The 23,047-nt window shown below is 38.0% G+C and carries 19 protein-coding genes; 18 read left to right on the forward strand and 1 reads right to left on the reverse strand.

What is annotated here, in order from left to right:
- Positions 1-130: 130 nt before the first annotated feature.
- From A2J09_RS00220 to A2J09_RS00230, 3 genes are read left to right on the forward strand one after another with little or no spacing between them, the layout of a single operon-like run.
- Positions 131-1,684 (forward strand): Ppx/GppA family phosphatase, encoded by a 1,554-nt coding sequence (locus tag A2J09_RS00220; protein WP_036160877.1) that lies wholly within the window; start codon positions 131-133, stop codon positions 1,682-1,684.
- Positions 1,674-3,830, forward strand: a complete 2,157-nt coding sequence (locus A2J09_RS00225) for an RNA degradosome polyphosphate kinase (protein ID WP_012293036.1) — start codon at positions 1,674-1,676, stop codon at positions 3,828-3,830. Before A2J09_RS00220 ends, A2J09_RS00225 begins: the two co-directional genes overlap by 11 nt.
- Before the next feature lie 29 nt (positions 3,831-3,859).
- The gene (locus A2J09_RS00230; protein ID WP_012293037.1) at positions 3,860-5,866 is read left to right on the forward strand and encodes a putative bifunctional diguanylate cyclase/phosphodiesterase; all 2,007 of its coding nucleotides are present in this window, start codon (positions 3,860-3,862) and stop codon (positions 5,864-5,866) included.
- Positions 5,867-5,910: 44 nt separating this feature from the next.
- Here the strand turns inward: A2J09_RS00230 and A2J09_RS00235 are convergent, their stop codons facing one another.
- On the reverse strand, positions 5,911-6,522 hold the full coding sequence (locus A2J09_RS00235; RefSeq protein ID WP_012293038.1) for a TetR/AcrR family transcriptional regulator: 612 nt from the start codon (positions 6,520-6,522) through the stop codon (positions 5,911-5,913).
- 237 nt (positions 6,523-6,759) lie between these two features.
- On the opposite strand from A2J09_RS00235, the gene A2J09_RS00240 reads away from it, so the two are divergent.
- The 15 genes from A2J09_RS00240 to A2J09_RS00310 all read left to right on the forward strand — a co-directional run bounded on the left by A2J09_RS00240 (position 6,760) and on the right by A2J09_RS00310 (position 23,039).
- Positions 6,760-7,653 carry an NAD(P)-dependent oxidoreductase gene (locus A2J09_RS00240; protein ID WP_036160879.1) on the forward strand — a complete coding sequence of 298 codons (894 nt, stop codon included), beginning with the start codon at positions 6,760-6,762 and terminating at the stop codon, positions 7,651-7,653.
- 13 nt (positions 7,654-7,666) lie between these two features.
- The gene (locus A2J09_RS00245; protein ID WP_036160881.1) at positions 7,667-9,187 is read left to right on the forward strand and encodes a CoA-acylating methylmalonate-semialdehyde dehydrogenase; all 1,521 of its coding nucleotides are present in this window, start codon (positions 7,667-7,669) and stop codon (positions 9,185-9,187) included.
- Positions 9,188-9,251: 64 nt separating this feature from the next.
- Positions 9,252-10,568 (forward strand): GntP family permease, encoded by a 1,317-nt coding sequence (locus A2J09_RS00250; RefSeq protein ID WP_036162592.1) that lies wholly within the window; start codon positions 9,252-9,254, stop codon positions 10,566-10,568.
- A gap of 12 nt (positions 10,569-10,580) precedes the next feature.
- On the forward strand, positions 10,581-11,342 hold the full coding sequence (locus A2J09_RS00255; RefSeq protein ID WP_012293042.1) for a 3-hydroxybutyrate dehydrogenase: 762 nt from the start codon (positions 10,581-10,583) through the stop codon (positions 11,340-11,342).
- Between the two features lie 16 nt (positions 11,343-11,358).
- The gene (locus tag A2J09_RS00260; protein WP_012293043.1) at positions 11,359-12,543 is read left to right on the forward strand and encodes an iron-containing alcohol dehydrogenase; all 1,185 of its coding nucleotides are present in this window, start codon (positions 11,359-11,361) and stop codon (positions 12,541-12,543) included.
- Between the two features lie 153 nt (positions 12,544-12,696).
- Positions 12,697-13,464, forward strand: a complete 768-nt coding sequence (fadH, locus tag A2J09_RS00265; protein ID WP_012293044.1) for a 2,4-dienoyl-CoA reductase — start codon at positions 12,697-12,699, stop codon at positions 13,462-13,464.
- A 63-nt stretch (positions 13,465-13,527) separates the two neighbouring features.
- Positions 13,528-13,767: a hypothetical protein gene (locus A2J09_RS00270; protein ID WP_008174117.1), complete on the forward strand. Its 240-nt coding sequence runs from the start codon at positions 13,528-13,530 to the stop codon at positions 13,765-13,767.
- Between the two features lie 198 nt (positions 13,768-13,965).
- A complete protein-coding gene (cbpB, locus tag A2J09_RS00275; protein ID WP_012293045.1) occupies positions 13,966-14,406 on the forward strand; it encodes a cyclic-di-AMP-binding protein CbpB in 441 nt (146 codons plus the stop codon).
- A 68-nt stretch (positions 14,407-14,474) separates the two neighbouring features.
- A complete protein-coding gene (locus A2J09_RS00280; protein ID WP_012293046.1) occupies positions 14,475-15,362 on the forward strand; it encodes a transcriptional regulator CcpC in 888 nt (295 codons plus the stop codon).
- 166 nt (positions 15,363-15,528) lie between these two features.
- Positions 15,529-17,922, forward strand: coding sequence for a DUF8725 domain-containing protein (locus A2J09_RS00285; protein WP_036160884.1), 2,394 nt, complete (start codon positions 15,529-15,531; stop codon positions 17,920-17,922).
- A 2-nt stretch (positions 17,923-17,924) separates the two neighbouring features.
- A complete protein-coding gene (locus tag A2J09_RS00290; protein ID WP_012293048.1) occupies positions 17,925-18,860 on the forward strand; it encodes an ABC transporter ATP-binding protein in 936 nt (311 codons plus the stop codon).
- Positions 18,857-19,702 (forward strand): ABC transporter permease, encoded by an 846-nt coding sequence (locus A2J09_RS00295; protein WP_012293049.1) that lies wholly within the window; start codon positions 18,857-18,859, stop codon positions 19,700-19,702. Before A2J09_RS00290 ends, A2J09_RS00295 begins: the two co-directional genes overlap by 4 nt.
- Before the next feature lie 12 nt (positions 19,703-19,714).
- Complete coding sequence (locus A2J09_RS00300) at positions 19,715-21,160, forward strand: DUF8809 domain-containing protein (protein ID WP_012293050.1); 1,446 nt, start codon at positions 19,715-19,717, stop codon at positions 21,158-21,160.
- Positions 21,161-21,171: 11 nt separating this feature from the next.
- Positions 21,172-22,167 (forward strand): AAA family ATPase, encoded by a 996-nt coding sequence (locus tag A2J09_RS00305; protein WP_012293051.1) that lies wholly within the window; start codon positions 21,172-21,174, stop codon positions 22,165-22,167.
- A complete protein-coding gene (locus A2J09_RS00310) occupies positions 22,164-23,039 on the forward strand; it encodes a DUF58 domain-containing protein (protein WP_012293052.1) in 876 nt (291 codons plus the stop codon). Before A2J09_RS00305 ends, A2J09_RS00310 begins: the two co-directional genes overlap by 4 nt.
- The last annotated feature ends 8 nt before the right edge of the window (positions 23,040-23,047 follow it).

The following is a 23,047-nucleotide window of genomic DNA, read 5'->3' on the forward strand; positions in this document are numbered from 1 at the left end:
TTAATAATGGGTATCCTGAAAGTATAAATAAATGAAAGTAAAGTCGGATGCCTTTAAAGGGTCCGACTTTTTGTATAGGTATACATATTGTGAACAAAATAAACTGAAGATGCTTGAAGGATGTGATTATTTGAATGAATTAAAAACAGCTATTATTGATATCGGCTCCAATACTATTCGCTTAGTGATATATCAGTATAACAATGAAGAGGGGCTTCATGAGCTTGGAAATATTAAAACGGTAGCACGTTTGCGTACATATTTACAGCCCTCTGGTGAGATGTCTAAAGAAGGTATCCATGTGTTAGCGGAGACCTTAGAAACATTTAAAGCGATGTTAGAAGATTTTGAAGTGACAGAAGTGAAGGCAGCTGCAACTGCTGCTATCCGCCAGGCGACCAACCGCGACCAAATAATAGCAGAAATGAAAGCTCGAACTGGCATCCAAATTGAGCTTTTATCAGAAGAAGAAGAAGCTTATTTTGGCTTTGTAGCTGTCGCTTTTTCCAGTGGCACAAAATCAGGAGTTACGATTGATATTGGTGGTGGAAGTACCGAAATTACACTGTTTGAAAATAAAGAAATTCAGCAATCACATAGTTTCCCATTTGGGACAGTTTCATTAAAGCAACGTTTTGTGAAGGGGGACATCATTAATAGCAGTGAAAGGAAGGAACTTATTGCCTTTTTAAAAGAGCAATTTCAAACCTTAACATGGATTCAAAATAGTGGTTTACCGATCATTGCAATTGGAGGAAGTGCGCGTAATATTGCACAAATTCATCAACAAAAACATGATTATCCCATTGCCAGTGTCCATGGATACGAAATGACAAAAGAAGATTTAGATGAATTAAGCTTATTTTTAGGCCAATTAAGTTTTCAAGAATTGAGGCAGCTTGATGGTCTATCATCAGACCGTGCCGATATTATTTTACCTGCCTTAGAAGTATTTAGAGTATTAATGGAGACTGTAGGAAGCAAGTCTTTCCAACTAACGAAGAAGGGATTACGTGAAGGACTAATTATCAAAAAGATCTTACAAACAGATAGCAATGCTTTTGATAAATATAATGTTTTTGACGGCAATGCCAGGCGGCTTGCTCGACAGTATGGTCGAACTGAAAATGAGGTCGATTATTTGATGCATTTAGCCGATCAATTGTATCGCGAATGTTGTCATTTAGGCTATTTACAATATAATGCGGAAGATTTGCAGTTAATAAGAAAAGCAGCAAAGGTATTTAATATCGGTGAATATATAGAACTAAGCTCTGCAAGTCAACATACCTTTTATTTGATTGCGAATCAATCTATTGATGGTTTAAATCACCCAGAAAGAGTCAAACTAGCCCTTCTAGCCTCTTATAAAAATAAAGATTATTTTGAACGATTCGCTGCCCCATTCGCTACTTGGATGAATCGTGAGGAGTATCGGAAAATAAGAGATTTTGGAGCGTTATTAAAATTTGTCTATGCTTTAAATGTCTCAAAGCGAAATGTTGTACATGCAATTGATATGCATCCAGAGGAAGACTATGTACAGCTCAATATTTATATAAAGAACAATGCAGCAGCTGAAAAATATCAAGCTAATCGACATAAAAAACATTTAGAGCGAGCATTAAAAATCCCAATGACAATCAATTTTATTGAAGAAGGATGGAATAAGGATGACAACTGAAATAACGAATAATGAGCTAAATGAGGAAGAGTTTTTAGAAAATCATAGTCGTTTACTAGAGGAGATTGCGAAGCCTCAGTACTATAATAATCGAGAGTTAAGTTGGCTTGCTTTTAATGAGCGTGTATTAGAGGAAGCGGAGGATGTGAATAATCCTCTGCTAGAGCGTTTGAAATTTTTAGCTATATTTAGTTCAAATCTAGATGAGTTTTTTATGGTGCGTGTGGCAGGCTTACAAGATCAAGTTCGTGCAGGGTTCCATAAGGCTGAGAATAAATCTGGGTTAACACCAAAAGAACAATTAGCGAAAATTGCAGAACGTACACAAGCTTTAGTGCGTCGACAAACTGAAGTATACCGCCATTTAATCTATGATTTATTACCACAGCATAATGTACATATTGCAGACATGAAAGATCTAAATAGCACACAAAAAGCTTTTATTAACGAGATGTTTGCAGAAACTATATTCCCAGTATTAACACCTGTAGCAGTAGATGCGTATCGTCCCTTCCCGACATTGCTTGGGAAAACACTAAATTTACTAGTCCTATTAGAGCAGGATGAATCAGATCTTGAAAGTCGTGAAAAAGTCGCAATCGTTCAAGTTCCATCTGTTTTAGATCGATATATCAAAGTGCCTACTGAAGAAGGTAAAACAGTCGTTGTACTACTGGAGGATGTCATTGTAGCACATATTGAAAAATTATTTTATGGCTATAGTGTAAAATCAGCGCAAGCCTTCCGTTTAACGAGGAATGCGGATTTAACGATCCACGAAGAGGGTGCAAGGGACCTTCTCGTTGAAATTGAAAAAGAGTTGAAGAAACGAAAGTGGGGAGTAGGAAGCCGTCTAGAAGTTCGAGTTGGAGAAATGAATGAGGAAGTGCTTCTATATTTATTAGATGAATTTGAAATTGAAGAAAATGATGTTTTCCATATTGATGGTCCTTTGGATTTAACCTTTATGTTCTCTTTTGTAAAAGGTATAGCTGTTGGCCGTGAACATCTTGAATATGAAAGCTTCATCCCACAGCCACCTTTAGATTTACAATCTGACGAAAATATTTTTGAAAAAGCATTAACACAAGATATCTTTTTCCATCATCCATATGAATCATTTGCACCGATCGTTGACTTTGTCTCAGAGGCAGCAGTTAATCCGAATGTATTAGCAATTAAACAAACATTATATCGAGTAAGTGGCAATTCACCAATCATTCAAGCACTGAAACTGGCTGCTGAAAATGGCAAACAAGTAACAGTTTTAGTCGAATTAAAGGCTAGATTCGATGAAGAAAATAATGTGCATTGGGCAAAACAACTAGAGCAAGCAGGCTGCCTTGTTATTTATGGGATGAACAATTTAAAAACACACTCCAAAATTACATTAGTCGTTAGTCGTCGAAATGGAAAAATTGAACGCTTTGTTCATCTTGGCACAGGAAATTATAATGATGCCACTGCAAAAATTTACACGGATATGGGCATAATAACGACAGATAAAGAATTTGGGATTGATGCGACAAACTTCTTTAACTATTTAAGTGGCTATACAGAAAAACCTACATTTAATCACTTGGTTGTGGCACCATTTGATATTCGAGATGAATTTATTCGTTTAATGGATGAAGAAATTGCTTGTCATAAAAAATATGGGAATGGTTTTATTCGAGCTAAAATGAATTCATTGACAGACAAAGATCTTATGATGAAGCTATATGAGGCTTCGATTGCTGGGGTAAAGGTAGAACTTATAATACGTGGTATTTGCTGTATTAGACCGGGGATTCCTGGCATTAGCGAAAACATTACTGTAACAAGTATCGTTGGTCGTTTCCTTGAACATTCCCGAATCTATTGGTTCCATCATAATGGTGAGAATAGAGTATATTTATCTTCAGCTGATATGATGACACGTAACATGATTAAACGTGTAGAAATTTTGTTCCCTGTATATGCAAATGAAGCAAAAACTCGTATTATTGACATTATGAATACACAATTAATGGATACTGCTAAGGCTCGTATTCAAGACTCCAATGGTAAATATCATTATAAAGATTTTGATCGTAGTGAAGATCCGCTGAATAGTCAGGAGATTTTCTTACAAGATGCATTAAAGCCTACGCTAGACGAAGAATAGAGCAAACACGCTACTTAGTGAGGGATAGAATGAAAAAATATAGAGAGAGTGTAGCGCCATTTGCAGAATATCAACAGCTCATTCAAATGAATCCGTTTGATGCAGTCGTCTGTTTGAGAATAGTTGATAAAAAGAGGTTCGAGGTCGTTGATTTTAATGATAAGCTATTATCATTTATGGAGCTGCAGGATAAAGCAGCGACGAACGCTGAACGTTTTTTTACCAAGCAATGCTGGCTGCAGTTGTCGAATTTTCTAAACGAAGAAGTCCATACACAGCATGTCCTGAAATTAGGTACCGGTTTTTATGAACGAGCATTTGCTCTTCATATACAACATTTTTCTCAATCCATGGTTGCAGTTATTTTGAGAGAAACACAAATAGAAGAAAAACCTTATTTACAATACGTGGAACAACATGTAAGTCCGGTACTGACGGTAGATTTACAAGGCCGAATTATTCATCAAAACATGGCTGTTACGTCAGCAATTTCTAGAGACCAGCAGTGCTTAATAGGACGAGATATTTTTTCATTATTGGACAGTAAATATAGTAAAGAATTTAAATTATTATTTGCCAAAACAATTGAAGGTTCAGCTTTTGGTATGCCAAAATGCTTATTTAAGGACCAATTGTTAAGTAAAGAGCCTTTTTACTTAAGAACACACCCAACCTATTATAATGGGGAGGTTATAGGGGTTCATTTATTTGTTAAAGATGCAAATTCATTTCTGAATGATCATGAGGCATTTTATTACCTAGCGTTAATGGATGAATTAACTGGCATTTGGAATCGTAAGGCATTCAAGGAGCATTGGTTACATTATCTAAATGACAAAAAGCAAGAGCACAAGCAAGCAGCCCTTATTTTAGTGGATATTGATCGTTTTAAAAAATTTAATGAATCCCTAGGTGAAAGTAAAGGGGATGAGCTCATGCGTATGTTTAGTCAAAGACTTAATGAACTTTGCTATTCAAAATGTGCCCTTTATCGTTATAACAGTGATGAGTTTATCTTTGTACTAAAAGATGCGACTATTCAAAAAATTGAGCATACCGCCAATGCTATTTTGAATGTTTTAAAACAGCCATTTATGATAGATGGACAGGAATATTTTATTAGCGTTTCAATCGGTATATCCCTTAGTCCAGCAGATGGCAAGGATTTAGAGACTCTTGTAAGGAAAGCCGATAAGGCATTATTTTCTGTTAAAGAGCATGGGCGATCTCACTATCGTTATTATCGTGAAGATATGACGGCGATTTTCCCAAATGAAGCTTTAATGGAGGCACATTTACGACGTGCTATTGAATTTAATGAGCTTAGTCTGCATCTCCAGCCTCAGATGGACTTAACAAATAATAGCATCAATAGCTTTGAAGCTTTATTGCGATGGAATAACCGTAAATTTGGTTTTGTTTCCCCTGCGCAATTTATACCTATTGCAGAGGCTTCAGGATTAATTATTGAAATTGGTGATTGGATTATTGACGAGGTTTGTCGTCATCAAAAAGAATGGCAATCTAAGGGCTACCGTCCTGTGCGCATAGCTGTCAATATTTCACCAAAACAGTTTAGGAAAGAGAACTTCGCACGAAAAATAAAGGCAGCATTAAAAAAATACGAGGTGCCTGCAGAACTTCTGGAGGTAGAAATCACAGAAAGCTCGATGACAAATGTTCATGAGACATTTTCGATTCTTACAGAGTTAAAGCAATTAGGGGTTTATGTGTCAGTAGATGACTTTGGAACCGGCTATTCTTCATTAAGCTATTTAAAGCGTTATCCAATTGATATTATAAAAATCGATCAATCGTTTATTCGGGATATCGCTAAAGATGACAAAAATGAGGCCATTATTAAGGCCATCATTTCGATGTCTCATAACTTAGGGTTAGAGGTAATTGCCGAAGGAATTGAAGAGCCCACGCAAGTTGATTTTCTCAAACGTCACCGTTGTCAAAAGGGACAAGGTTATTTGTATAATAAACCACTACCAGTTGAAACCATTGTACAAAAATATTTCGTCAGCTAGTTAAAAGTAGCACTCATCACTCAACGGATGAGGTGCTACTTTTTTTATTTGACACTTTTAAGACCGTTTAACACAATAGCTGTAAATCGGTTCATCTCAGCTGCCAAGTCAAAGTTTTCGTTATGGATTAACCAATCATAAACATTGGCACGCATACAACGCTGTATGATGGCCTGTATTTCAGTAGCTGATAAATCCTGTCTAAGTTCACCTTGTTGTAGCCCTTCCTCAATATATGTATTCATGATTTGAAATATCTTCCGCTCGGGATTGATTAAATAATGATCCTGTTTTACTTGATTTGTCATTGCAGCAGTATACACAGTGCGTAACAGATCCTTTCCTACAACATTCATTAAGTATTTCATTTGTTCTTGATACACTAATAAAATTTTTTCACTTGCTGGCAATGTATGGTCTATATTTTTTTCTAAAGTACTATAAAAATGATCCAGCTCTTTAAATTTTTCTAAAATAACGTCATATTTAGAGGGGAAATGTGTATAAAATGTACCCTTGGAGACATGACAAGCCTTGGTAATTTGTTCCACAGTAACATGTTCAAATCCGATTTTACCGAATAAATCTAGGGATGTTTTTAATAATTTATCACGAGTTTCTAATGCCTTTTTTTGCCTGCTTGTTAGTGATTCCATAGTGGCAAATTACCTCCGATTTTAAGTATTGTAAAATATTTTTTAAATTAAAAATTCAGAAAATATAAAATTTTTAATTGACGAGATGGATTTATTTTGATTATGATTTAATTGACCGAAGTCACTGACTAAGGTCAATTAAAGGTATCTCGTTATTAATGTTACGATAAAAAACTGTTGTTGGCTAGTGACTATCCAGCACTATTGCTGAATTTTCAAGGATTGGGGGATATCCAAATGAATAGAAAATTAGGTTTTATCGGCTTAGGAAATATGGGGTTACCAATGTCTATTAACTTATTAAAGGCAAACTATGAAGTGTATGGCTTTGATACAAATACGAAGGCAATGGAGCTATTTACAGCAGCTGGCGGTATAGGTCTTGAATCAACAAAGGAAGTTGCAAAGCAATGTGATGTGATAATGACTAGCTTGCCCACACCTCAAATAGTTGAAATGGTGTATCAAACAGAAGAAGGCATTATACAGCATGCTAAGAAAGGTGCCTTACTCATTGATTTTAGTACGGTCAATCCCGATTTGAATGATTCGTTACATAAAGAAGCGAGTGTGTTGGGATTACGCTATTTAGGAGCACCTGTAAGTGGTGGTGTCATAGGGGCTATAAATGCCTCCCTAACAATAATGGTCGGTGGTAGCAAGGAAGATTATGAAAGTGCAAGCCGAATATTCGGAATAGTGGGGAAAAATATCTATCACCTAGGTTTGTCCTCAAGTGTAGGTTCGCGTCTTAAATTATTAAATAACCTAATGATAGGGTTTTACACAGAGGCTGTAGCTGAAACAATTGTACTTGGTGAAAAAATGGGGATTGATGGAGATACGCTATATGAGGTATTAAGTAATAGCTACGGTCAAAGTCGGATTTATGAGCGTAACTATATGGAATATATGAAAAATAATGATTATGCACCTGGATTTTCAACGAATCTTTTATTGAAAGATTTAAAGCTAGCAAAGGAAATGGCTGATGAAGCTGGTGTATCTCTTCGAATCGGCGAAAAATTAGTGGAACTTTATAGCGAGATTGCTCAGCAGGGCTATGGTGAAAATGATATGTCTGCAGCTTATTTAAGCTTAAAGGATACATGTAAAATAAAACAATTATAAGGAGGAAATGATGATGACGACAGCTCAAGAGGTTAAAACATTAACGCATTTTATTGGTGGACAGTTAGTTGAAGGAAGAAGTGGAAGATTTGGTTCTGTATACAATCCAACTACCGGTGATATTATTGCAAAAGTGCCATTGGCAACTTTTGAGGAGACAAGAGAGGCAATCGAGCAGGCTCAAGCAGCCTTTCCATTATGGCGTGATACATCCGTGGCTAAACGTGCAGAAGTCGTCTTAAAGTTCCGTAATCTTATTACTGAGAATATGGAGGAGCTATTACAAATTATTTGCACGGAAAGCGGAAAAACGTTGGAAGATGCCAAAGGCGAAATTACACGAGGTCTTGAGTCTGTTGATTTAGCTATTGGTGCCCCACATCTCATGAAAGGGGAATACTCTGTGAATGTTGGAGGTCAAATAAACGCTTACTCAGCAAAATATCCTCTAGGTGTAGTAGCGGCGATTTCACCTTTTAATTTCCCAATTATGGTGCCTTTAGCACAAACGAGTATGGCTATTGCGGTAGGGAATGCAGTTATTTTAAAAGCATCTGAACGTGTGCCAATGACCGCTTTATATGTTAGTAAGCTGTGGAAAAGAGCGGGCTTACCAGATGGGATTTGGACTGTGATAAATGGTGATAAAGATGCAGTCAATGAACTTTTAGAGAACCCAACCGTGCAAGCGGTTTCATTTGTAGGTTCTACACCGGTTGCCAAGTATATTTATGAAACAGGTTCTAAGTATGGAAAACGTGTAACAGCACTTGGCGGTGGAAAAAACAATATGGTTGTCATGCCAGACGCAGATCTTGAACAAGTTGCAAACGCCTTTATTGGGGCAGCCTATGGGGCAGCGTCTCAGCGTTGTATGGCAATATCCACAATCATGCCTGTAGGCAAAGATACTGCTGATCGACTAGTGTCGATATTAAAAGAGAAGATTACTAATCTGAAGGTAGGTCCATATACAAATCCTGATTCAGATTTTGGTCCAGTTATTTCTCAACAATCAAAAGAAGCAATACTCGCTGCAATTGATCGTGGAGAATCCGAGGGAGCATCCATTATTTGTGATGGTCGTGTTTTGGATATCGTTAAAGAGTCAAAAGGATTCTATGTAGGTCCTACACTTTTAGATCATGTAAAGCCTGGTATGGAAATTTATGAGCAGGAAGTATTTGGTCCTGCTCGTAATGTTGTACGCGTGGACTCTCTAGAGGAAGCCATTGAACTAATTAATAAGCATGAGCTGGGAAATGGTGTCACTATCTTTACAAATGATGGATTAGCAGCTCGTAAATTCACAACAGAAATAGATGTCGGCATGGTAGGGGTGAATGTGCCAATTCCTATTCCGGTTGGCTACCATAATTTTGCTGGTTTTAAAGGCTCTCGTTTTGGTGAAGGGCATATGTTTGGTCCAGATCAGGCGCGATTTTTTACTAAAACAAAGACTATTTCAGAACGCTGGATGGCAAGTAATACTTCCACTGCGTCTACATTTGCATTCCCAAGCAATAACGACTAATACCTATAAAGAGCTGTAGCGTTATACAGCTCTTTTTCTAAAAATGGGGAGGGGTGGGATGTCTATGTTGGCGTACATGGGTCTTTTTGGTAGCTTAGCATTATTAGTTTATTTAACAATGAAGGGCGTTAATTTACTTATTTCAGCACCGTTAACCGCACTGTTAGCTGCTTTAACTAATGGTTTAGCATTTTTTCCTCAAACTGCAAGTGAGAACCAAGCCAATTTTCTAACAAGCTATATGGATGGATTTACTGGGTTCGTTGGTTCTTGGTATTTAATGTTTATGGCAGGTGCTATTTTTGGGAAAGTCATGGAGGATACAGGAGCAGCGGATAGTGTTTCAACATGGATTATTCAAAAAATCGGGGTGAAATATGCAACATATGCGGTTGTGTTAGCAGCAGCGGTCCTTACTTATGGGGGTGTTTCTGTTTTTATCGTAGCATTTTCTGTTTATCCGATGGCTATCAGTTTATTTAAACAAGCGAATTTTCCACGACGCTTTATCCCCGCTGCACTTGGTCTAGGCTCAGTCACTTTTACGATGACGTCAGCTGGCTCACCTGAAATTCAAAATTGGATTCCCATTCAATATCTTGGAACGACACCATATGCAGGATGGCAAGTTAGTATTATTGTCGCTATTTTTATGGCTGTTGGTGGTTCTCTTTGGCTGAATTGGATGATTAAACGAGCTGTAAACAATGGAGAAATATTTATAGAACGCTCGACAGATCCAATAGTTGATGAAACGCGGAAGCTTCCCAGTCCGCTACTTAGTCTAATACCATTGCTAGTCGTCTTAGTGATTTCTTATGTTTTCCATAATTCGCTTGGAACTTCTGCTTTAATTGTTGCTTTGACAAGTGGCTGTATTGTCGCCTATTTAGTGAGTTATAAGTATGCCAAATCCGTTGGAGCAACATTAGCAGCGGGAGCAATGGGTGCCATTATTGCCATTGCTAATACAGCGGCTGTAGTAGGATTTGGTGGTGTCGTAAAAGCAACGCCATCCTTTTTGGCTACCGTAGATGTCATGACAAATATCCCTGGCAGTCCGTTAATTGGAGGAGCCCTAGCTATTGCTGTCATTGCAGGTTTGACTGGTTCTGCATCTGGTGGTCAAACCATTGCGATGCCTTTGCTTGCACCCCACTATATTGACATGGGGGTAAATACAGAGGCTTTGCATCGGACAATTGCCATTTCATCAGGATCACTTGATTCATTACCACATGGTGGTTATGTGGTCACTACCATTAATTCAGTCTGTAATGAAAAGCACAAGGACGCCTATATGCCATTTGGAGCGTTGACGGTTATTATTCCAACTATCGGCACAATAATAGCTATTATCTTATTTTCAATAGGGATGTAGGAGGAATGTTGTATGCAAGGAAAAACAGTGTTCATTACTGGAGCAGCTCGTGGCATTGGTCTTTGCATGGCACAAGCATTTACCGAGCAAGGGGCAAATGTCGTCATTACGGATAAAAATGAACAGCTTTTAAGAGAGGCTGTTGGAAAAAACCCCTCCTTAACGGCTTATACATGTGATGTGACAGATGAAGAAGCCATAAGAGAGGCAATTAATTGGACAATCAATCGATTTACAACGTTAGATATTTTAATCAATAATGCAGGATTTCAACATGTCTCGCTTATTGAAGACTTTAAGACTGAAATTTTCCAAGACATGCAAAAAGTAATGGTGGTTGCTCCATTTATTGCGATGAAATATGCATTCCCTCATATGAAGAAAAATCAATGTGGTCGTATTATTAATATGGCCTCTATTAATGGAGTGATTGGATTTGCTGGAAAGGCCGGTTACAATGCGGCGAAGCATGGTGTCATTGGTTTAACGAAGGTAGCTGCACTGGAGGTAGCGAAGGATGGCATTACGGTAAATGCGATTTGTCCAGGATATGTGGATACAGAATTAGTTCGTCATCAGTTTAAAGATTTAGCGTTAACTAGAGGAATTCAAGTAGAAGAAGTACTTGAAGAGGTACTCTATCCTCTTGTACCTCAAAAGCGTTTACTTGATGTTTCAGAAATTACAGGGCTTGCTTTATATTTGGCAAGTGATTTAGCTAAAGGGTTAACGGGTCAGGCAATTCTTTTAGATGGTGGCTATACAGCTCAATAGTGTAGGAGGGAGAAAAATGATTCAAACAAAAACAATCTTTACTGTTCATTCACCTGGAACGATTGTTTATGGGCGTGATTCCTTTGAAGAGGTGGGTGAGTATGCTAAAAAACTCGGTACCAAAGCGCTTATTATTAGCGATCCCATTATGGACAACTTAGGCTTTGTGAAGCAATGTAGTAGCTTGTTAAACACAAATGGAATAGAAGTCGCCTCATACCTTGGGGTAGTAACTGAGCCGGATGACACGTATGTAGAGGAAGGCCTACAGCTTCTTCTGCAAGAAGGCTGTGATGTCATCATTTCTGTTGGAGGTGGAAGCTGCATTGATACAGCAAAGGCAATTGCAGTGGTGGCTACTAACGGTGGCTACATAGGAGATTACATGAAAATGGCAAAAATTGCAGCGCAAGCGCCAATCCCACATATTGCTATTCCAACAACAGCTGGAACAGGTTCTGAAGCAACAGATGCTACTGTTATTACCAATACAAAGAGTGAAGTCAAAATGATGATTAAACAGCCTGCCTTTATGCCAACGATTGCCATTGTTGATCCTATTTTAACGATAACATCACCGCCTGCAATTACAGCGGCTACAGGGATTGATGCCTTAAGCCATGCCATTGAAAGTTATTTGTCACGTTTAGCCCACCCATACTCAAATGTACTTGCTCTTTCTGCCATGGATTTAATCATTCATAACATTATGAGAGTTTATGAGCAAGGTGATGATGTAGATGCGAGAGAAGCTATGTCATTAGGTTCCATGCAGGCAGGCCTATCTTTTTCTAATGCTTCGGTCGCGTTAGTACATGGGATGTCTCGTCCAATAGGTGCGTTGTTCCACGTACCCCATGGTATTTCCAACGCGATGCTTTTACCAGCCGTTTTAGAATTTTCAAAAGAAGCTTGTATAGATCGGTTAGCAGTTTTAGGAGAGTTCTTTCATAAAAGCAATGAAATATTATCACAAGAGGAGCTTGCTCAGTTAGCCATTTCTTCCATTAAGGAAATATGTAAACTTTTGAATATAAGTAATTTAAAACAGTGGGGCATAGAGGAGGCAGCTTATTATAAGGCTATCCCTAAAATGGCTGAAGATGCGATTGCAAGTGGTAGTCCTAGCAATAACCCGAAGATACCGACAAAAGAGGAACTAATGGAGCTATATCATATAGCTTATACTTATGAATTCTAAAAAATTTGCGAGCTATTCATTATTGTGGATAGCTCTTTTATATTTTTTATAGAAATTAAAAGGAGTGAAAAGCAGAATTAATATGACATATTCGAGAAAATATAGTAAAATTTTAATGAATAACCATTCATTTTTAATAAAGGGGGAAATGGAATGTTGCAGGGGAAGACAATTGTCATTACAGGTGGATCAAGTGGGATGGGCCTTTATATGGCGAAGCAATTTGTTGCTGAAGGAGCAAATGTTGTTATAACAGGGCGCAACGAAGAACGTTTAGCAGAGGCAAAAAAGTTTATTGCAGAGGCTGGCTCAACTATTGAAACTTTTCAAATGGATGTACGAGTACCAGAACATGCAGAGGCGATGCTAGCGTTTGCTATTGAAAAATTTGGACAGGTTGATGGTCTTGTTAATAATGCGGCAGGTAATTTCATTGTACATGCTGAGGATTTAACACCTAATGGTTGGAAGGCAGTTGTAGATATCGTGTTAAATGGTACGTTCTTCTGTTCTTCAGCTGTAGGTAAATATTGGATAAAAAATAAAATTAAGGGCTCTATTTTGAATATGGTGGCTACTTATGCTTGGAATGCAGGAGCTGGTGTGGTCCATTCAGCTGCGGCAAAAGCTGGAGTATTATCATTGACGAGAACATTAGCAGTAGAATGGGGAAAGCAGTATGGTATCCGCGTCAATGCAATAGCACCAGGACCAATTGAACGGACGGGTGGAGCAGATAAGCTTTGGGAATCGGAAGCAGCTGCTGCGCGTACATTAGATTCTGTTCCACTAGGACGAACGGGTACACCTGAGGAAATAGCTGATTTAGCAACATTTATGATGTCTAATAAAGCAAGTTATATGAACGGAGAATGTGTGACATTGGATGGTGGCCAGTGGCTCAATCAATATCCATTCTAAAAATGTTTGCATAATGGAGAGCTGGATTGACGCATACTAAGGGAAAAGAAAGGAGTTTTGACAATGGGTATGTGGTTAATACCAGCTCTAATTGCCATGATAATTATTTGTGTTATTTCGTTTGTATCCACGTTGAAAATTGCAAAGATGACTTCTGAACGGAAGTCTGAAAAGGATACTCCGATTTCAGAAACGGTTGAAGAGTATGCAACGATGCTCAATCCAATCGTATGGGTATATCTGATATTTTTACTCTTTTTAGGGATCATGATTTTTTATTACTGGAGTAAGGCTGGCTATTAGAAATAACGCATCCTCAATCAGAGATGAAACACTTTAACTGATTGAGGGTGTACTTAGTTTTTGTTGAATGATTCAAAATAATTCGTTATTCCTGAAAAACTCTTCCCGTCCTGATCATGGTCAGACATAGAAAAGTTGTGATATGATGAAAGGGAAGGACTGTTCTGCACAGCCAGGACAGAAAAGGAGAAGAAGTTCATGATTTCAACTAACAGCAAAGACTTATTAGCAATGCCAATTAGTGATTTTATCATTTCCTCTGAAAAAGTTGCACATGTACAAAGTGGTAATAGTGCAGAACACGCACTCCTTGTACTAACGCGGACAGGATATTCGTCCATTCCTGTATTAGATATGAAATATCGACTTCAAGGTTTACTGAGCATGAAAATGATAACGGAATCGATTCTAGGACTCGAACATATTGAGTATGAAAAGCTTCCTGATATTAAAGTTGACTCTATTATGGAAAAAGAGATCGCTGTATTAAAATTGTCAGATACATTTCAGCGAGCTTTGGATTTAGTTATTAACCACGCATTTTTATGTGTAGTGGACGAAGATGGTACATTTGCAGGGATATTAACAAGACGTGTTATTTTAAAGCAATTGAAAAAATATATTTATCAAAAAGAGTAGTAGTTTAAGAGGGAGCTCATATGAAAGTCATGAGGCCCTCTTTGCTTGTATTGGAGGTTTACAGATTGATGGCAACAGAGGCAGAGATTTTAAAAATTTTGGCTGAGGAACGCAATATGCGGAAAGCAGCTGAACGTCTATTTCTATCCCAACCAGCCCTTTCTCAACGTTTACAAACCATTGAAAAGGACTGGGGTGCACAATTATTTATTCGTTCACAAAAAGGTTTAACAGCAACACCTGCTGGTGAACAGGTTATTGCCTATGCAAAGGAAATGCTAGCGAAAAAGGAAGAAATATTTGAAACGATTCAATCTTTAACAACAAAGGTAAATGGGACATTGAAAATTGCCTGTGCGTCCATTGTTGGACAAAACTGGTTGCCTAAAATCCTAAAGGAATTTGTATCTAAATATCCTGATGCAAAAATATCGCTTATGACGGGCTGGAGTTCTGAAATTGTGAAAGCACTTTATGAGGGCGAGGCACATATTGGAATTGTACGAGGTCAGGTAGATTGGAAAGGGGAAAAGATTCACCTTTTCAGAGACACTCTTTATTTAGTGGATAAGGAATTGAAGACAATTGAAGATGTACTGACGACAGATCGTCCATTTATTCAATACAAAAGTGATTCGAACTACTATCAGGAAATTCAACAATGGTGGCAGCAACACTTTGCTCAAAATCCCAGAAAACAAATTTTAGTAGATCAAATTGAAATTTGTAAACAGATGGCTTTAAATGGAATAGGTTATGCTATACTACCATCCATCACATTAAATGATCATGATGAAATTCATAAAATACCTTTAACAAACGATGAAAAGGAATTTGGGATTACACGAGATACATGGCTTATTGGCTATGAATCATCTTTTGAATTGCGTCAAGTAGAGGCATTTGTAGAAGTAGTGCAAGACCATGCACGTTGTTTGTTTGACTATACAAAATAAAAAATAAGGCAATTCCAGTCTATTAGGGGATTGCCTTTTCGTTTTGGCTCAGTGATTTCTTAAGAGTTTATGAATATTGATGAAGATATCATAAGAAATGGAACAAAATGCAATTTAAATCGTATAATTATGTAACCATCTACTTACATAAAAAGGGGTTGAGCTTTTGAAAAAGACAAAAATTATGGCACTGACTTTATTAGTAATGCTGATGATGAGCTTTCTGTTGCCTTCCACACAGGCGCAAGCTGCTGCACCATTAGAGGTCAAAGCAACAGCAGGCATTTCAGGGAAAGCTAAATATCAATCAGTTGTGCCCTTACAAGTTACAGTGAAAAATAACGGTGCAGATTTTTCTGGAGATATGGCAATAAATTCTTCTAATTCCTATGAAGCAGCATCCGCACTTGTCGTTCCAATTGATATAGCAGCTGGAGAAGAGAAGACATTTACCTTCTATCTAGATGGTTTAGCTGACAATGGATATTCGGACGCAGATTTATTTGCTTTTTATGAAGGAAATATTGAAAAAGGAAAAAAGATTGCCTATAAGGGGACTAAGCGTCTACAATCGAATTTTTTAGATCCTACATCAACATTTGTCTATACATTGACAGATAAAAGTGATCGACTATCAGCACTTTTACGTTTATCATCATTTGTTCCTCAAAACAATGTAGAAATATTTAACATTAATCAATTAAAGGATTATACATTCCCAGAAGATGAACAAGGACTTGCCATGGCAAATGTCATCGTCGTAGATGAAGTTGCAATAGCCGACTTAGCACAAAAACAACAAGAGGCATTGCTGAAATGGGTACAAGATGGGGGTACATTACTTTTAGGGGCTACTGATCAAGTGGATGCCACAGCAGGGGTTTTTAAAGATTATTTACCAATGTCATTATCACAAGAGACGACATCTATCTCTGCAGAAACATTAACAAAATTATCGGGGGGTGGTATTTTTACGCAGCCAATTTCGATTCATACAGCTACTAATCTTGAAGGAAGTTTACCGGTATTAACGGAGAATAATGTTGTACTAGCTTCGAAGAAAAAAATTGGCGGTGGTGAAATTATTCAAACAGCCTTTTCTTTAGGAGATCAGCCGCTTGCTTCAATGGATGGCTATGCAGCCCTTCTAGCAAAAATGATCGATATTCAAAGTATTTCGCAGCATGGAATGATGAATCAGGGCCAATCCCCACTCGATCAAATTTCTTATGAGCTTCGTAACATAAATGAATTATTCCCGTCCTTTGAAGTTTCAGTAAGCTATATGCTTATCGTCATTATTCTTTATATTATCATCATTGGCCCAGTTCTTTATTTTGTTCTGAAAAAAGTAGACAAGCGTGAGCATGCATGGTGGATTATTCCCGTGTTCTCAATCGTTCTTTCGATTGGTCTTTTCATTGTTGGAGCAAAAGACAGAATTGTTCAGCCACAAGTACAACAATCCGCATTTTATAAGGTCAATGAGGATAGTAGTTTGAATGGGTATTATGTTGAATCAATCTTAACGAATCGTAGCGGGGATTTTATCGTTAATGCGGATAAAAATACAACGGCAGTTGCGATGAGAAATTATAATAATTTCACAGGTACTGTGGGTGATTTACATGAATCTTCTTATATTAAAGAAAATGCCAACGGTTCAACGTTAACATTACGTGATTTAAATTATTGGTCTGTTCAATCATTTGGAGGGAAAACATCAGCTCAAAATATTGGGAAAATGGATGTTGATATCACATTGAAAAATGAAAAGCTGACTGGAACAATAAAAAATAATTTCCCATTTGAATTAAAAGACGTCACGTTAATTTCTGGCGTGAAAGAAGTAAAGCTGGGTGATATTAAAGCAAATGGAACTTTGCAAGTAGACAAGGAATTGAAGACAACGGTACTTCAAAAGCCATCTGTTTTTAATAATTACAACTACAGTTACCCATCTCAGAAGGATGAGGTAGATCCAATGCGTGTTGAACGAATGAAAACATTAGCATTACCACTTGTAGAGAATGATAGACAGCCAATACTTACAGCATGGACAGATCAAGCGATAGTAGGGGCTGAGCTTGAAACAAGTGCAAATATGTCTCCAATTACAATGCTTGTTCAACCGTTTAAAGGGAAAGTGGAACTATCAGGACCATTTACAATGAAACGCAATAATTTCACGTACTCATTAAACTCACTATCCGCGAGTGGATATTTCGATAAAATCGATGAGGAATTGAATAACTGGTATCTATCTGATGGTTTATACGAATTAACAATGGCAATGCCTGATCAATTTATGGACGCTGTGGAATCACTTAATGAACTAACCATTTCTAATAAGGATGTTAAACGTATGCAGCTGTCGATATGGAATAATGCCACAAATATGTATGAGCCATTAGTTGATACAAAGCAAGTGTTTACAGATAATATTAAAAATTTTATTAATCAAGATAGTGAAGTTCGACTTGAAATTAAGTATGGTCCAGATCCAACTGGTGAACAAACGAAATTACCTGAAATAGAGCTGAAGGGAGTGGCAAAATAATCATGATTGAAATTCGTGACCTAACGAAAAGATATGGCTCCTTTACGGCACTGGATCATTTAAATTTGTCCTTAGAAGAAGGCATCGTGTTTGGCTTTGTTGGTGCTAATGGAGCGGGTAAATCAACAACATTTTCTATTTTAGCGACATTACTGTCACCGACATCAGGTGATGCGTTGATAAACGGTAAAAGTGTTGTTAAGGAACCGAAAGAAGTACGCAAGCAAATCGGGTATATGCCTGATTTCTTTGGTGTTTATGACCAGCTAAAAGTAGATGAATATTTAGATTTTTATGGAGCTAGCTACGGTATTCAACTAGCAGAGCGCCAAGTGCTGATTCCACAGCTTTTAGAGCTTGTAAATTTAACGAGCAAACGTTATGAATACGTTGATTTATTATCGCGTGGGATGAAGCAGCGTTTATGTCTTGCACGTGCACTTATCCATGATCCTAAAGTATTGATTTTAGATGAACCTGCGTCAGGATTAGACCCTCGCGCCCGTGTGGAAATGCGAGATATTTTACGGAATTTAAAGTCTATGGGTAAAACCATCTTAATCTCTTCTCATATTTTGCCTGAGCTTGCTGAAATGTGTGATGAAATTGGCGTCATTGATAATGGCAAATTAATTGCACATGGAAATGTTGCTGCCATTCAGGCGCAGTTACAGGGAGAAAAGCGTATCGTCATGAAAGTAACAGATCGTATACACGAAGTACGTGCATATTTGGAAGAAGATCCCCATATTTCATCTATTGATGTCCTTGAGCATCGTCTAGAAATAGCCTTTAATTATCGTGGAACAGATGCAGAGCAGGTAGCATTACTGAAAAAGGCGATACTTGCAGATTTACCTATTTATGCGTTAAGTGAGGAAGAGAAAGATCTAGAGGATGTCTTTATGGCGATTACGAAGGGAGCGGACAGTCAATGATGGAAAGATTTTATAATCCAGTATTTGTGAAAGAGTTAAAATTACGATTCCGTTCTTTTAAAAGCTTCTCAGGATTAATGTTTTATTTAGCGGTACTTTGTATTTTCATTGCAGGTTTTTTATTGCTTACCACTGAATTTACTGGCAAGGGATTCTTTAAACCAGAAACAAGTTTTATGATGTTTGCTGTATTAACCATTTTACAAATGGCATTAGTTCTTTTTATTACTCCAAGCTTAACAGCAGGAGCAATCAGTAGTGAGCGTGAAAAACAAACCTTGAATATTTTGCTAACAACGACACAAAGCTCTACACAAATTGTTGTTGGTAAATTATTATCATCGGTGTCGTTTCTAGTTTTAATGCTTGTAGCAGGATTACCATTATATAGTTTAGTGTTCCTATTTGGTGGGGTTTCACCTTCCCAGCTTGTTTCTATATTTTTATTCTATTTAGTTACTGTAGTAGCAATAGGTAGTATTGGTGTCATGTTTTCAACTATTACGAAAAAAACGATTGTTGCCATGATTGCCACATATGGTTCTATTATCTTTTTAGGTGGGATTACAGCGTTTTTCTTCTTTTTAACAATGGCTTTCCATCAAATGGGTAATGCTGTAGGTGCAAGTACCTCCTTTATGACTTATTTTTGGGCTTCAATTAATCCAGGTGCCCTAATGCTGACGCTGATTTCACCTGAGATGGGAAATGCGTTAGCTGAACTTTCAGGAGTGGAACTACCTGTGTGGATTACTTATTTAATCGTTTATGTATTGATTATTGTACTTTGTTTAACAGTTGCCATAAAAAAATTACGTGCCAACATGAAAAGTAACCGATGAGGAGGAATTATTATGGAGCGTCGTAAGCAATTACGAAAATATATTCAGCGTGCAAAGTCGAGTTTAACACTTGAAAAAAGCATTCCTATTGCACAATATGGTCTGTTTTTGGCATTGCTTTCGAGTGCTTCTCTCGTTCTTATTTCAAGATTATTTGTCTGGCCCTATTACCGCCAAATTGCGTTGGCTATCTTTGTTACACTTATTATTGCAACGATCGTTTACATCTGGTGGAGACGTGTCAAAGAGAAAGAAGCTTTGCATACATTGGATCACTATTTTTCACATAATGAGTTGGTTACAGCTTTATCATTGAAAGACGATCAGGACCCACTTGTTCAAGCATTATTATTAAAGGCGATACAGAATGTTGAACAGGCTTTCATAAGCTTTAAGGCTCGCAAGAAAAATTTGTTTCGACCAAAGGCGTTTATTGGACTATTTGGCACTGCTGTCGTCCTAGCAATTCTTTATATGTTCCCGGCAGCGACTCAAATAGAAGCGATTGAAGTTGAAAAAGAGCAAGCTGTAATCGACGATATGAAGAAGGAAGTTGCGGAGCTGGAGAAAAAAGCGCAGACAAAAGAAGTGAAAGAGCAATTGCAAGAGCTTCAAAACACGCTTAAGGAAGCAGAAACAGCTGAAGAGGCACTCCGCGAAGTGGTGAAGAAGCAAAAGGAGCTTGCTCTTAAGGAGCAGCAATTAAAGGATAAACAAACGGCAAGTCAAGACGGAGCTACCGATGAACAAGGCTTATCGAAAAAAGAAGTTGAGCAATTGAAGGAACTTGCACAAATGCAGCAACAGCTCACACAAAATGCAAATGCAACACAAACAGCTATGAGTAAACTTGGTAAACCAGCGAGTAATTCCTTACAAAATGCAATTGCAAGTGCTAATAATGCTGGCACTAACAATCAAAATAATAATCAACAACAAGGTAGTCAGCAGTCATCTGGTAATTCCCAGCCAAGCAATCAGCAAGGGCAGACGAGTCAGTCTGGTCAAAATAATGCTCAAAATGGTTCCCAACAACAAAATGGTAATAGTCAAGGACAAGGACAAGGACAGGGCCAAGGACAAGGACAAGGACAAGGACAGGGCCAAGGACAAGGACAAGGACAGGGCCAAGGACAAGGACAAGGACAGGGCCAAGGACAAGGACAGGGACAAGGTCAGGGCGCAGGTAAAGGTCAAGGTGGTCGAGATTTATTAACGACACCGAATCGGATTGGTGGGTCAAACGAGACATCCGTGGATGGTGGAGCATTAGGAGATGGCTCTCATGTCTCTGAGCAACAGGGGAATGGTCCGATAACAAAGGGCAGCATTCGACCGTATGAAGAAATAATTGGTTCTTATAAAGACAGCTATTTAGAAAGCTCAGAGCGTTTACAATTACCGAAGGATTTACAAAATGTCGTGCAATCTTATTTCACGTCAATTGAGTCGCAGTAGGAGGAAATGAAATGGCATTTACAGAGCAACAATATGTAGAAATGAGTACAAAATTACAACAAGTAAAAGATGAAATTCATCGTTTTATTGTAGGGCAAGAAGATGCGATTGATTATACTTTGTATGCTGTACTAGCAGATGGTCATGCATTATTAGAAGGTTTACCAGGCTTAGGGAAGACGATGTTAATTCGTACAATTTCTGAAGTTCTTGACTTATCGTTTTCACGTATACAATTTACACCGGATCTTATGCCGGCGGATATAACTGGGACAAGTATGATTGAACGCACCCCAGATGGTAAACAACAATTTACGTTTCAGCCTGGCCCTATTTTTAGTCAGATGGTGTTAGCAGATGAGATAAATCGCGCTACACCCAAGACTCAAAGTGCTTTGTTAGAAGCAATGGGAGAAAAAACGGTAACGATTTTGGGCGATACAAAAAAAATGGCGAGACCATTTTTCGTGTTAGCGACTCAAAATCCGATTGAAATGGAAGGCACATATCCGTTACCAGAAGCACAGATGGACCGTTTCCTTTGTAAAATTCTTGTCCCCTATCCGGAAAAAAATGAGCTAATGGAAATTATGAAGCGAACGACAGGTGCTCAGGAAATTGGCTTACAGAAACTGATGAATACAGAGGCTCTAATAGAAGCCCAGCAAATGGTGAAGGAAGTGCTGGTTGCTGATGAAATGCTTGAATTTGCAACCGATTTAGTAGTGGCAACGCACCCAGAAAGATCTGATGCTCTGGACGAGGTCAAGCAATATGCGATGTATGGCAGTGGACCTCGTGGTTTGCAAAGTTTAATAAAATTAGCAAAAGCTAGAGCGCTGATGAATGGTCGGTTCCATGTTTCAGTGGCTGATATTAAATCAGTAGCAAAACCTGTATTACGTCATCGGATGCTATTGAACTATGAAGGGGAGGCTTCAGGAAAAACAGCAGATGATGTCATTGATGTTATTTTAGAAAAGGTTCAACAAGGTGTTAGCAAGTGACAGCCAACTACTTATTGCCCGAAGACTGGTTAGCGAAAATCAGTCGTTTTCAAGTAGCTACTGCCTCCAAGCTACGCGGGCAGCATAAAGGCTCGCATCGTTCACAGCGCTTTGGGGCATCCCTCGATTTTTCGGATTTTCGAGAATATCATTTAGGTGATGATGTACGACAAGTGGATTGGAACGTCTTTGCCCGAACGGATAAATACTTTATTAAAAGATTTTTAGATGAACAAGAAATGCGCGTACACATCCTACTCGATACCACAAAATCAATGAGCATGGATGCCAAGTGGACTTTTGCTCGTCAAATAGTGGCATCCCTTGGTTTAATGGTACTTGGTAGAGACGATCGTTTATCTTTTTCATTTTTACAAGATGAAACGAAGCCTCCATTTCGTCGCAAGGGCGCCATGTATCGCCGAGCATTTTTACAAATAGTAACAGATATAGAGGAAGCGAGTTATTCGAATTCTTTTGCACAGGGTTCCTTAAAGGCTTTACCAAAGGATAGTACAGTGTTATTTATTGTTACAGATGGTCTAGAGTCAATTGAAGAATGGGAGCAACTTTTAAAAAGGCTACCACGCTATGCTGGCGATGTACGTATACTACAAATAGTGACGGAAGAAGAACTATCACCAAATTATTCAGGGGATGTGCGTCTTCTTGATCGTGAAACAGGTAATGAAGTCAATGTGACAATGTCCACTAAAGTACTAGAAACCTATCATGCAAGACGTTTATTACATGAAGAAGAGTTTGAAGCTATTTGTCGTCGTTTCGGCATTCGAAAATTACAATTGAAGGTGGAAGATGGTTTGCAACAGGCAATCTTTCAGCAATTATTAAAAGCACATTGGATTAGGTGAGGTGAGCC

This window comes from Lysinibacillus sphaericus (genome assembly GCF_001629735.1).
GTDB lineage: Bacteria > Bacillota > Bacilli > Bacillales_A > Planococcaceae > Lysinibacillus > Lysinibacillus pinottii.